Origin of the sequence: uncultured Tateyamaria sp. (genome assembly GCF_947488715.1) — a bacterium.
In the GTDB taxonomy this organism is placed as follows: domain Bacteria; phylum Pseudomonadota; class Alphaproteobacteria; order Rhodobacterales; family Rhodobacteraceae; genus Tateyamaria.
Window position 1 is genome coordinate 281,382 of sequence record NZ_CANLAG010000002.1, and the last position, 12,486, is coordinate 293,867.

10 protein-coding genes are annotated in these 12,486 nt (G+C 62.5%); 6 read left to right on the top strand and 4 right to left on the bottom strand.

The genetic code is table 11. The annotated features are described in order from the left end of the window. Positions 1 to 63 precede the first annotated feature (63 nt). The 5 genes from Q0936_RS05670 to Q0936_RS05690 all read left to right on the top strand — a co-directional run bounded on the left by Q0936_RS05670 (position 64) and on the right by Q0936_RS05690 (position 4,683). Entirely contained in the window at positions 64 to 675 is a 612-nt protein-coding gene (locus Q0936_RS05670; RefSeq protein WP_299140720.1) for a holin-associated N-acetylmuramidase, read from the top strand. Further along, the gene (locus Q0936_RS05675) at positions 666 to 1,238 is read left to right on the top strand and encodes a holin family protein (protein ID WP_299297939.1); all 573 of its coding nucleotides are present in this window, start codon (positions 666 to 668) and stop codon (positions 1,236 to 1,238) included. The genes Q0936_RS05670 and Q0936_RS05675 overlap by 10 nt, the downstream gene beginning before the upstream one ends. 187 nt (positions 1,239 to 1,425) lie before the next feature. Then, a complete protein-coding gene (locus Q0936_RS05680) occupies positions 1,426 to 3,384 on the top strand; it encodes a heme lyase CcmF/NrfE family subunit (protein WP_299297940.1) in 1,959 nt (652 codons plus the stop codon). Further along, complete coding sequence (locus tag Q0936_RS05685; RefSeq protein ID WP_299140729.1) at positions 3,381 to 3,836, top strand: cytochrome c-type biogenesis protein; 456 nt, start codon at positions 3,381 to 3,383, stop codon at positions 3,834 to 3,836. Before Q0936_RS05680 ends, Q0936_RS05685 begins: the two co-directional genes overlap by 4 nt. A gap of 70 nt (positions 3,837 to 3,906) precedes the next feature. Then, complete coding sequence (locus Q0936_RS05690; protein ID WP_299140730.1) at positions 3,907 to 4,683, top strand: enoyl-CoA hydratase-related protein; 777 nt, start codon at positions 3,907 to 3,909, stop codon at positions 4,681 to 4,683. Positions 4,684 to 4,735: 52 nt separating this feature from the next. Here Q0936_RS05690 and Q0936_RS05695 read toward each other — a convergent pair whose 3' ends face one another. The 3 genes from Q0936_RS05695 to gltX form a co-directional block, all read right to left on the bottom strand. Beyond that, positions 4,736 to 6,436, bottom strand: a complete 1,701-nt coding sequence (locus Q0936_RS05695; RefSeq protein WP_299297942.1) for a calcium-binding protein — start codon at positions 6,434 to 6,436, stop codon at positions 4,736 to 4,738. Between the two features lie 273 nt (positions 6,437 to 6,709). Continuing rightward, positions 6,710 to 8,005, bottom strand: a complete 1,296-nt coding sequence (gene gltA, locus Q0936_RS05700; protein WP_299377941.1) for a citrate synthase — start codon at positions 8,003 to 8,005, stop codon at positions 6,710 to 6,712. Positions 8,006 to 8,110: 105 nt separating this feature from the next. Beyond that, on the bottom strand, positions 8,111 to 9,511 hold the full coding sequence (gltX, locus tag Q0936_RS05705; protein WP_299297349.1) for a glutamate--tRNA ligase: 1,401 nt from the start codon (positions 9,509 to 9,511) through the stop codon (positions 8,111 to 8,113). A gap of 81 nt (positions 9,512 to 9,592) precedes the next feature. Between gltX and Q0936_RS05710 the strand changes: the two genes are divergently transcribed. Continuing rightward, on the top strand, positions 9,593 to 11,680 hold the full coding sequence (locus Q0936_RS05710; RefSeq protein WP_299297350.1) for a ComEC/Rec2 family competence protein: 2,088 nt from the start codon (positions 9,593 to 9,595) through the stop codon (positions 11,678 to 11,680). Between the two features lie 48 nt (positions 11,681 to 11,728). On the opposite strand, the gene lexA is transcribed toward Q0936_RS05710, so the two are convergent. Beyond that, entirely contained in the window at positions 11,729 to 12,427 is a 699-nt protein-coding gene (lexA, locus tag Q0936_RS05715) for a transcriptional repressor LexA (RefSeq protein WP_299140745.1), read from the bottom strand. Positions 12,428 to 12,486 lie beyond the last annotated feature (59 nt).

Consider the following 12,486-nt stretch of genomic DNA (forward strand, 5'->3'; position numbering starts at 1 on the left):
CCGTTAACCAACATTGCAGCAGTGTTGCCCCACGGAACGGACCTGTGCCGAGGGGAGCCTGAGATGCAGACGGTCAGAGAGATTGCCAAGGAAATTGTGGCCCGCGAGGGTGGCTATGTGAATGACCCGGATGATCCCGGCGGGGCCACGAATTTTGGCGTCACCATTCACACGATGCGTCGTTTGGGTCTGGACCTGGACGGGGACGGAGATGTGGACGTGCGCGATGTCAAACGCCTGACGCAAGCGCAGGCCACGGACATTTTCGTCACGCATTATTTCGAACGTCCCTTGATTGCGGAGCTGCCGCAGACGCTGCATGCGACGGTGTTTGACATGTATGTCAACGCAGGTGGCAACGCGATCAAGATCCTGCAGCGGTTGCTGACCCAGATGGGGTTTGCCTGTGTTGTGGACGGAGCACTTGGGCCGCAATCGATTGCGGCGGCGCGCGCGGCCCATGAGGCGGCGCCGGATCATCTGGTGGACGCCTACGGCATTGCGCGGCGCAATTACTATTTCCGCATCGGGGATCGCCGTCCGGCGAGCCGCAAATACGCCCGCACCCGCGCCGGTCGCAAGGGCGGTTGGATCAAACGGGCCGAGGAATTCATCACGCCGCGCTATCACATGAGCCCGGCGCAGTTTCAGGAGAGGGTTGCGTCATGGGGTTGATGGAGCGGATGTTCGGTCTGCTGTTTGGCGGCGGATCAAATGTTGTGAAAGACACAGTTGAAGTGTTCCGCGAAAACGCGGAAGCCGGATCGGCGCGCGCGCATGAAGTGCAGGTCCAGGCGATGACGGAGTTCGGCCAGGAATTCATGGTGCCGCGCCAGGGGGTATTTGACCGTATCATGGACGGGGTGAACCGGTTGCCGCGCCCGGCGCTGGCGCTGGGGACGCTGGGGTTGTTCGTGTCGGCCATGGTCGCGCCGCTGTGGTTTGCGGAACGGATGCAGGGCATCGCACTGGTGCCTGAGCCGCTGTGGTGGTTGTTGGGGGTGATCGTGTCGTTCTATTTCGGGGCGCGCCATCAGGTGAAGGCGCAGCAGTTCCAGCGCGAGATTGTCACCACCATGAGCCGTGTGCCGCAAGTGATGGAGAACGTCGCCGCCTTGCGCAAGATGCGCGCGGACAGTGTGGGTGTTGCGGCCACGGGGGCGGATGCGCGGTTGACGGCGGCGGCGATCCTGCCGGACGCAAACCCGGCGCTGGAGGCATGGCAGCGTGCGGCGTGATGGCCGCCTCGTGATCTTGCGGACGCCCTGACGGGCGGCGTGATTGTCAGGGGGGCTTTGCCCCCCGTCCTTGCGGACTCCCCCCAAGGTATTGGGGGCGAAAGGAAGCGGGCAACTGGCGATGTCGTGATGGGGGCGATGCGTTTGTCGCATTGGCGTTTCGGGGGCGGTGCACTAGAGTTTGGGCATGATTACAGAACTTGGTCACTTTGCCCTTATTCTTGCGTTTCTGGTGGCGATCTTGCAGGCGACTGTGCCCCTTGTGGGGGCGTGGCGGCGCAATGATCGGTGGATGGCCGTGGCGGAGCCTGCGGCCTCGGCGCAGTTTCTGCTGATCGGGTTTTCCTTTGCCGCGTTGATGTATGCGTTCATCGTGTCGGATTTTTCGCTGCGGCTGGTGGTGCTGAACAGCCATTCGGCCAAGCCGATGCTCTACAAGATTTCGGGCACCTGGGGGAACCACGAGGGGTCGATGCTGCTATGGGTGCTGATCGTGGCGCTTTTTGGGGCGATGGCGGCGTGGTTCGGGGGCAATCTGCCGCCCAGCCTGCGGGCGCGGGTGCTGGCGGTGCAGGGGGCGATTGGAGTCGCGTTTCTGGCCTTTATCCTCTTTACCTCGAACCCGTTCTTGCGTCTGGCGGTGCCGCCCTTTGACGGGCAGGACTTGAACCCGCTGTTGCAGGACCCCGGTTTGGCCTTTCATCCGCCGTTTCTGTATTTGGGCTATGTTGGCCTGAGCATGGCGTTTTCCTTTGCCGTGGCCGCGTTGATCGAGGGCCGCGTGGATGCGGCCTGGGGGCGTTGGGTGCGGCCCTGGACGCTGGCGGCCTGGGTGTTTTTGACCATCGGTATCGCGCTGGGGTCCTGGTGGGCCTACTACGAGTTGGGTTGGGGCGGGTTCTGGTTCTGGGACCCGGTCGAGAATGCGTCGTTCATGCCGTGGCTGTTGGCGGCGGCGCTGCTGCATTCGGCCATCGTGGTGGAAAAGCGTGAGAGCCTGAAATCCTGGACCATTTTGCTGGCGATCCTGGCCTTTGGCTTTTCGCTGATTGGCACGTTTATCGTGCGGTCGGGGTTGCTGACATCTGTGCATGCCTTTGCCAATGATCCAGAGCGCGGTGTGTTCATCCTGATGATCATGGGCTTTTTCATGGGGGGCGCGTTGATCCTGTTTGCGCTGCGCGCCGGTACGATGGAAGCGCGCGGTGTGTTTGGCATGGTCAGCCGCGAGAGCGCGCTGGTGGCCAACAATCTGCTGCTTGCGGTGAGCTGTTTTGTCGTTTTTGTCGGGACGATGTGGCCGCTGGTGGCGGAGATGTTCTTTGACCGTAAGCTGAGTGTGGGGCCGCCGTTTTTCAACATGGCGTTTACGCCGTTCATGGTGGTGCTGGGGCTGATCCTGCCCGTGGGCGCGATGATGCCGTGGAAGCGTGGTAGCGTGGCCAAGGCGGCCTGGCCGCTGCGCTATGTGTTTTTGGCGGCAATTGCCTTTGGCGGTTTGGCCTGGGCGTTGCAGACGGGGCGCAGTCTGATCGGGCCGATGGGCGCGTTTCTGGGTGCGTGGCTGGTCATGGGGGCGGCGGTGGATATCGCGTCGCGTACCGGCCAGCGGTTTAACGCGGGCCGTCTGTTCCGCTTGCCGCGTGCCGATTGGGGCAAGGCGGTGGCGCATGCTGGCCTCGGCATTACGATGCTGGGGGTGGCGGGGCTGACCTCGTGGCAATCCGAGGACATCCGCGTGGCGCAGATTGGCGAGACGTTCAACGTGGGCGGCTATGATCTGACGTTGAATGCGGTGAATGACGTCGAGGGGCCGAATTACCTGGCGACGGTGGCCGAGATCACGCTGGCCAAGGGCGGGCGTGAGATTGCGGACCTGCGGCCTGAAAAGCGGATTTATCCGGTGGCGCAGATGCCCACAACGGAGGCGGCGATCGACTATGATCTGGCGCGCGATGTTTATGTGGTGATTGGGGATGCGCAGGCCAACGGAGGGTGGGCGGTGCGGACCTATATTAAGCCGCTGACCAACTGGATCTGGATTGGATGCACGTTGATGGCGCTGGGGGGGCTGTTGAGCCTGAGTGACCGGCGGTTCCGTGTGGCGGTTGGTGCGCGCAAGACAGCGGCGGTGCCTGCGGAATGATGCGGCTGGCGGCAGCGATGTGGTTTGTGCTGGCGTCGGTGGCGCTGGCGCTGGATCCGTCCGAGATGCTGGATGATCCGGCGCTGGAGGCGCAGGCGCGGGCGTTGGATCATGCGCTGCGCTGTGTGGTGTGCCAGTCGGAATCGGTTGCCTCATCGAACGCGCAATGGGCCGTGGACACCCGCCGGGTGATCCGGGAGCAGGTGGCTGCGGGGCAGACCCATGACCAGATCGTTGATTTCTTTGTCGAGCGTTATGGTGAGTTTGTGCTGATGACGCCGCGGGCGTCCGGGTCGAACTGGATGCTGTGGGCGGCGGGGCCGCTCATGTTTTTGCTCGCGGCAGGTGTCGGGTTTTTCTATGTCCGAGGGCGCAGCACAACGCCCGCCGCAGAAGATGCGGCACTCAGCGCCGAGGAATCCCGGCGTTTGCGCGAGATTTTGGACGACTGACGGCGCGTCGGGGCTTTTCTAAACTAAACGGTTTGATATTCAGGACGGGAACCCAATGCGGAGGCCCGCGATGAAGTACGAGACCCTGACATATTCGATGACGGACGGCATGGCGGTGATCACGCTGAACCGGCCAGATGTGATGAATGCGCTGACCACCCAGATGCGCGCCGAGATCGAAGTGGCCGTGACCCACGCAGGCAAGACCGCGCGCGTTGTTGTGCTGACCGGGGCGGGACGCGCCTTTTGCTCAGGGCAGGACCTGGGCGACCGCGCCAATGCGTCGGACCTCGATCTGGAGCGGACGCTGCGGGACGAATATACGCCCATGCTGAACGCTATTGTCGCCTGTCCGGTGCCGACCATTGCGGCGGTAAACGGGGCCGCGGCAGGGGCAGGCGCCAATCTGGCACTGGCCTGTGACGTGGTGATTGCGTCGGAAAAGGCGTATTTCCTGCAAGCCTTTACGCGCATTGGTCTGATCCCTGACGCGGGCGGCACCTATGTGATGCCGCGCACGATGGGCATGGCCAAGGCGATGGGGGCGGCGCTCTTTGCGGACAAGATCACGGCGCAGCAGGCGGATGCCTGGGGCATGATCTGGGAAGCGGTGCCGGAAAAAGACTTTGATGCGCATTGGAATGCCCGCGCCATGCATCTGGCCACCGGTCCGACCAAGGCCTTTGCTGCGGCGAAACGGGTGATCCGGGCAAGCTGGGAAAATGATTTGGATGCACAGCTGGAGACAGAGGCGTCCGAGCAAGGCGATTGCGGTCAGAGCCGTGATTTCCGCGAGGGCGTTCTGGCCTTTGTCGAAAAGCGTAAGCCGAATTTCGAAGGGCGCTAGGCGCGGCGGACAGTGCGGGCGGGCCAGTGGCCCGCCGCGCGCGTGTTTCGCATCAGCTGTTTGGATCGACCAGTGACGTGTCGAGTTCCGTCACAACCGTGACGTTTGCGGCCGTCAGCGTGGCTGCGGCACCGGTCACCGTTGCGATCTGCGCGCCGTTCAGGAACACAAGCGCGTCGGCGCCCGATGCATCGACAACGATCTGTGGGTTTGCACTGGCCTGTGTGTCCACCACGACAATGCTGTCATCCGCCGCGCTGTAGTCGGTGATTTGCGCGACACCGGTCGCGTCGGTTTGGCCGAGGATTGCAAAGGTGTCCTCCCCTGCGCCGCCCGAGGCGATGTCGTTCTGGCCAAAGATCAACAGATCGTCGCCGTTGCCGCCATCCAGCGTGTCACTGCTGCCGCTGTCATCGAAGGGTGTGAACGTGTCACCGACGCCGGGCACCAAATCATCCAACTCTTCACCATTGCGCACCTGTGTCAGCTGCGACGTGGTCAGTGGATCGGCCAAAAGCTCGCCGCCCATGACGACGTCGTTGCCTTCACCCCCGGACAGCAGGTCAGCGCCGGTGCCGCCGATCACCGTGTCAGCCTGAAGGCCGCCGTTGACGCGGTCGTCGCCGTCATTGCCGTCAACCCAGTCAAAGCCCTGGTTGCCGGACAGGGTGTCATCGCCGCCACGGCCCTGAAGGTAGTCGTTGTCGGCGTTGCCTGTGATCACGTCAAAACCGGCCTGACCCTGAACAATATCCGAGCCGTCACCGCCACTGATCGTGTCGTTGCCTGCGCGGCCTTCGATCACGTCTTCTTCGCCGAGGCCGTTGATGATTTCGTCAGCCGCTGTGCCAACAATGTTGTCGTCGCTCTCTGTGCCGTCAATCACGGGCGTGGTGGAGGGGTCTTCGGGTTGCAGGATTTCGATGTCGTCTGCGGTGAGCGTGCCAGCCGCGCCAGTGACGCGGGCCAGAACCTCGCCGTCATAGGACACCAGCGCATCGCCGTCTTCGTCCGCGACGCTGATGGCGTCCTCATCCACGGTCTCATCCGCGCGGAAGTAGAGCGCGATGGCCTCGCCGTTGGGTTTGTTAAAGTCGGTGATGGTTGCGGGGCCCAGATCGCTGTCGCCATTGTCGGCGATGATGGCAAAGGCGTCGAGTTCGCGGCCACCTGTCACCTCGTCACCGGCGCCGGCAATCAGCAGGTCCGACCCTTCGCCGCCCAAGAGCTGGTCTGCGGCGCCGTCGTCGCGCAGCTCGGCGACGGGTGGGGTTCCGTCCACAAAGATGTCGTTGATTGTGCCGCCGTCGCGCAAAACGCCCAGTTCAGCGGTGGACAGAGGGTCGGCGTTGAATTCGCCGCCGACAACGACGTCGTCGCCGCTGCGGCCGTTGACGATGTCCTCGCCCATGCCGCCGATCACAACGTCGGAGCCAACGCCACCACGCACCACGTCCGAACCGTCGTTGCCGTCAACCCAGTCGTCGCCGTCAAAGCCCTGGAGGGTGTCGTCGTCGCCGCGGCCCTGCATGGCGTCGTTGCCTATGCCGCCGATTAGCAGGTCGTCACCGTTGAGACCCTGGAGCACGTCGTCGCCAGCGGTGCCGTCGAGCGTGTCGTCACCCAGCAGACCGATGATGTCGTCATTGCCATCCGTGCCGGTGATCGCATCCGGGCCGATGGTGCCGATCAGGGTCTTGCCGTTTTCGTCTTCAGCTCCGATCTGGTCATCGAAGTCCTCGTCCGGTGTCAATGAGCCCGCAAATAAAGCAGGAAAAAGCGATAGCAAAAAAAGCATGGTGGTCCCCCCGGATCCAAAACAAACAAAGCAAGCCATATTGTCTGCTTGTGCGTCTGCCCCTGTCAAGTTTGCAACCGCTGGATGGTAAAATTATCCCCAAATTATAAGTAGTTACTCGACTTCCGGTTGATTTTCCCGGATTTGGAAACAGTGGCACCAGCGAGTCGACACAAAAAATGCGCCGCTTTTGCAAGCGACGCATTTCGGGATCGTGATGTGCGCGGATCAGCGTTTTTCGATGTCCACGTAGTCGCGCGCAGTTTCGCCCAGATAAAGCTGGCGCGGGCGGCCGATCTTGTTCTGTGGGTCGCCGATCATTTCCTTCCACTGCGAGATCCAGCCCACGGTACGGGACAGGGCAAAGATCGGTGTGAACATGGATGTGGGGAAGCCCATCGCTTCGAGGATGATGCCCGAGTAGAAGTCGACGTTCGGGAACAGCTTTTTCTCGGCGAAATACGGATCTTCCAGAGCCGCTTTTTCCAGTTCCTTGGCCACTTGCAGGACCGGGTTGTTTTCGACACCAAGCAGTTCCAGCACTTCGTCAGCGGACTGTTTCATCACGGTCGCGCGCGGGTCGAAATTCTTGTAGACGCGGTGGCCAAAGCCCATCAGGCGGAACGGGTCTTCCTTGTCCTTGGCGCGGGCGATGAACTCGGGGATGCGGTCAACGGTGCCGATTTCCTTGAGCATCTCGAGGCAAGCCTGGTTTGCACCACCGTGGGCAGGGCCCCAGAGGCAAGCGATACCAGCGGCGATACAGGCAAACGGGTTGGCACCCGAGGACGAGGCCAGACGCACGGTCGAGGTCGATGCGTTCTGTTCGTGGTCCGCGTGCAGGGTAAAGATGCGGTCCATGGCGCGGGACAGGATCGGGTTGACCTCGTAATCCTCGGCGGGGACGGCAAAGCACATGCGCAGGAAGTTCGACGCATAGTCCAGATCGTTGCGCGGATAGACGAACGGCTGGCCGATCGAGAACTTGTAGGCCCAGGCGGCAATGGTCGGCATTTTGGCGATCAGGCGGATCGAGGCGACCTCGCGCTGGTGCGCGTCATGGATGTCGGTGCTGTCGTGGTAGAACGCGGACATTGCGCCAACAACGCCGGTCATGATCGCCATTGGGTGCGCATCACGGCGGAAACCACGATAGAAGTACACCATTTGCTCGTGCAGCATGGTGTGGTTTGTCACCAGGTTTTCGAACTCTTCGAGCTGTGTGGCGGACGGCAGTTCACCGTAGAGCAGCAGGTAGCACACCTCGAGGTAGTGAGACTTTTCCGCAAGTTGATCAATGGGATAGCCGCGGTGCAACAGCACGCCTTTGCCACCGTCGATAAAGGTGATCGTGCTGTCGCAGCTGGCCGTTGATGTGAAGCCGGGGTCATAGGTGAACACCCCCGCCTGGCCATAGAGTTTGCGGATGTCTACGACGTCGGGGCCCGCGGTTGGCGAATGAATGGGCAGGTCGTATGAATCGTCGCCGATCGTCAGCGTTGCGGATTTGGGTGCGTCAGCCATAAGGGTCGTTCCTTTCGTCGCGGGGCGGGCAGGCCCGCCGCGGGTCACTGCATGTGCAATGACCACTTCGTTAGACTGCGCACCATGAACGAATTATGAACCCCGTCAGGTGGCAGCATCCTCGAGCCTGGCAAGGGATTCTTTGCGCCCCAGGACCAGCATCATGTCAAAGACAGAAGGCGTTACGGCCCGACCTGCGAGTGCCGCCCTGAGCGGGCCAGCCAGCTTGCCGAATTTCGTGTCCTGTGCCGCAGCAAAATCGTTCAGGACCGCCTCCAGAGTGTCACGGTCCCAACTAACGGTTTGCAGATGCGGCGTCAATTGCGCCAGTATACCACGGGATACCGTATCCAGCGCCTTTGATGCTTTTTCATCCGGCGAAATTGGGCGCTCCGTCAGCGCAAAGTGAGCCTTTTCAAGGAGTTCCGGGAATGTCTTGGCGCGTTCCTTTACGTAGGGCAGCGCCGCCAACAATGCGTCCTGCTGTGAAATTGTGATCTCGGGCAGGGCGGCTGCGGCCAGAAATGCGATGATTTCGCGCTGCAATGCGGCATCGTCCGCTTGCGCCATGTGCTGCCCGCAGAGGTTTTCCAGCTTTTTGACGTCGAACCGCGCGGGACTTTTTCCGATGCCGCCCAGATCGAACCAGTCGCGCGCTTGCGCATCGCTAAAGAATTCGTCGTCGCCGTGGCTCCAGCCCAGACGGGCGAGATAGTTGCGCATGCCCGCCGCAGGATAGCCCATTGCCTGATATTCCTGCGCGCCCAGTGCGCCGTGGCGTTTCGACAATTTCTTGCCATCGGCGCCGTGGATCAGCGGAATGTGCGCCCAGACCGGCACGTCCCAGCCCATCGCGTTGTAGATCATCATCTGGCGCGCGGCGTTGTTGAGGTGGTCGTCGCCGCGGATCACATGGGTGACGCCCATGTCGTGATCATCCACCACCACGGCCAACATGTAGACCGGTGTGCCATCGGCGCGCAGCATGACCATGTCGTCCAATTGGTCGTTGCGGATGGTCACATCGCCCTGCACCTCGTCACGGATCACGGTCTCGCCGTCTTGTGGCGCCTTGATCCGCACCACGAAAGGGGCGTCGGGGTGCGTGTCTTCAGGCGCGTCACGCCAGGGCGAGCGGAAGAGGGTGGATTTGCCCTCGGCCCGTGCGGCGTCCCGAAAGGCGGCGATTTCGTCCTGGGTTGCAAAGCACTTGTAGGCCTTGCCTTCAGACAGCAGTTGGTTGGCCACCTCTGCATGGCGGTCGGCGCGGTCGAACTGGCTGATGACGTCGCCGTCGTGGTCGAGGCCCAGCCATGCCATGCCATCGAGGATGGCCTGCGTCGCCTCGGGTGTGGAGCGCGCGCGGTCCGTGTCCTCGATCCGGAGCAGGAAGGTGCCGCTGCGCCCACGGGCATAGAGCCAGTTGAACAAGGCCGTGCGTGCGCCCCCGATGTGCAGAAAGCCCGTGGGAGAGGGCGCGAAACGGGTGACGACGGGTTGGGTCATTGGGGCCTATTTACCTTTGCTTAACCACGATGGTTCTAGGATTTCGCCTCCTGATACTCACCAAGGACGACAGGGGCAAGCATGGGCCTTGTGCGCCGCGTTTCAGAGGTGTTACTGCATCAACGCGGCAACCTGTTTGGATGGTTGCCGGTGGCGATGGCTGTGGGGATTGGCCTGTTCTTTGCCATGCCAGCGGAGCCGCCGGGCGCGTGGATTGCCGGTGTCGGTGTGGGCGTGTTCGCCTGCGCGGCGCTGGCGTGGCGGTTGGATGAACGGATTTCCCCGGTGTGCGTCTGTACGGCGATGATCGCACTGGGGTTTGTACTGGCGGCGGTGCGCGCCCACCATGTGGCGGGGCCGGTGATCGACTGGCGCTATTACGGGCCGGTCGAGGGGCGGATTGTGGGTATGGATCGTAGCGGATCTGATGCCATCCGCCTGACACTGGATCACGTCAAACTGGACCGCGTGGCCCCCGAAAACACGCCGCACAGGGTGCGCATATCGCTGCACGGTGATGCGACGTTGGGTGTGACGCCGGAACCAGGCCTGCGCGTTATGACCACCGGACATCTGAGCGCGCCGGGCGGGCCGGTGGAGCCGGGTGGTTTCGATTTTCAACGCCACGCGTGGTTTGCCCGGTTGGGTGCAGTTGGATACACACGTGTGCCCCTTGTGGCCATCAGCGCGGCGGAATTTGACCTGCGCCAAGCCGTGTTCCGCATCCGTATGACGGCATCCGCACGGGTGCGTGCCGTTTTGCCGGGCGACGTGGGTGGCTTTGCCGCGGCGGTCACAACGGGGGATCGCAGCGGCATTAGTCAGGATGCGTTGCAGGATTTGCGCGCCTCGAACACCGCGCATCTGTTGGCGATTTCGGGCCTGCATATGGGCCTGCTGAGCGGGTTCGTCTTTGGCCTCTTGCGGTTGATCTTTGCCTTGATCCCGCGTGTGGCGCTGTATTGGCCCGCGCGCAAAATGGCAGCGGCGGGTGCGCTTGCTGCCGCGTCGGTCTATCTGGCGTTGTCGGGCGGCAACGTCGCGACAGAGCGCGCCTTTGTCATGGTGGCGGTGGCGCTTTGTGCGATCATGATCAACCGCCGCGCGCTGAGCCTGCGCGCAGTGGCGATTGCGGCGATGATCGTGCTGACCTTGCGGCCCGAGGCGCTGATGGGGCCGGGGTTTCAGATGTCATTTGCAGCGACAACGGCCCTGGTCGCGGTCTTTGGCTGGATGCGCGACGCCGAGATCAAGATCGGACCGAAATGGGCGCAGCCCGTGGTGGCGGTGATCATCTCATCCGGCGTTGCCGGGCTCGCCACAGCGCCCATTGGTGCGGCGCATTTCAACGCAGTGGCGCATTACGGGCTGATTGCGAACCTCGCCAGCGTGCCGTTGATGGGCGCGCTGGTGATCCCTGCGGCGGTCCTGGCGCTGGTGTTGGCCCCGGTCGGGGCAGAGGCGGTGGGCCTGTGGGCCATGGGGTTGGGATTGCAGTGGATCCTGTGGGTTGCAGATTTTGTGTCCGGTCTGGATGGCGCACGCGGCTTTGTTGCCGGACCTAACCCTTGGGTTTTGCCAATCATGGCGGTAGGGGCGCTGTTTGTGATCCTGTGGCAGGGGCGGGCGCGGTTTGTCGGTGTTGTGCCGATCCTCGTGGCGCTTGGTTTGTGGCAGACGGGCGCGCGACCGGCGGTGCTGATTGCGGACACCGGCGGTTTGGTTGGGGTGATGACGGCCGAAGGTCGCGCGCTGAGCAAGGAAAAGGGCGGCGGGTTCGTGGCGCGCAACTGGTTGGAGAATGACGGCGACGGTGTGGATCAGGCACGGGCGGCCGCCCGTTGGGACACGCGTGCGCACCTTGGGCCGGCGGTCATCCACCTGAGCGGCAAGCGTGCCGCTGCGACCTTTACCGGATGTGCGGTGGGCGAGGTGGTTGTGGCCAACACCGAACTGCCAGACAGCGATCTTTTGCCCTGTCTGGTGCTGGCGCCCAAGCTGCTGCGTCGGACCGGCGCGATTGCCATTCGTGATGCAGGGCAGGGGCCGCATCTGGTCACTGCACGTGACATGGCCGGGGACCGGATGTGGTCGCGCTGGTCACGGTTTCCCGAGCCGGTGCTGTCGCTGCGAGGTGGTGTAGAGAAACTGGCCCGCCAGAACGACTAAGGGCGGACCAACTGGCCCGCCCTCATATTTTGTCATCATCAGATTGGATCAATAGGTCCGGATCAGTCCGACCAATTTGCCCTGCACTTTGACGTGGCCCACGGGGAACATGCGGGTCTCATAGGCGGGGTTTGCCGCCTCAAGTGCAATGGTGTCGCCTTTGCGCATGTAGCGTTTCAGCGTGGCTTCATGATCTTCGACCAGGGCGACAACGATGTCGCCATTGTCCACCGCAGAGGTTTCGCGGATCACCACGACGTCACCGTCATTGATGCCTGCGTCGATCATCGAGTCGCCTTTGACTTCGAGGGCGTAGTGCTCACCCTGACCGTTGAGCATCTGACCCGGCACGGCCACCGAGTGGGACACTTCGGAAATGGCAGAGATCGGCACACCAGCGGCGATGCGGCCCATCACGGGCAGTTCAATCGCGTGCGCGGTCTCGATCCGCTGAGCGCCCGCGGGTGGTGGTGCGTCGGGGCGGTCGCCGTCAATCACCTTGGGGGTAAATCCACTGGGTGCGCCACCAAGGCTTTCTGGCAGGCGGACGACCTCAATCGCGCGGGCGCGGTGCGCCAGACGACGGATAAAGCCGCGTTCCTCCAGCGCCGTGATCAGGCGGTGAATGCCCGACTTGGACCGCAGGTCCAGCGCCTCTTTCATTTCGTCAAAGCTCGGTGGAACGCCGTCGCGCTGTACGCGCTTGTGAATGAATTCCAGCAAATCGAGCTGCTTCTTTGTCAACATGCCCTGTCCTCCATCTGTTGCGCAAAACGCAATTGTCTCGCGTTTGTTCTACGGACGTT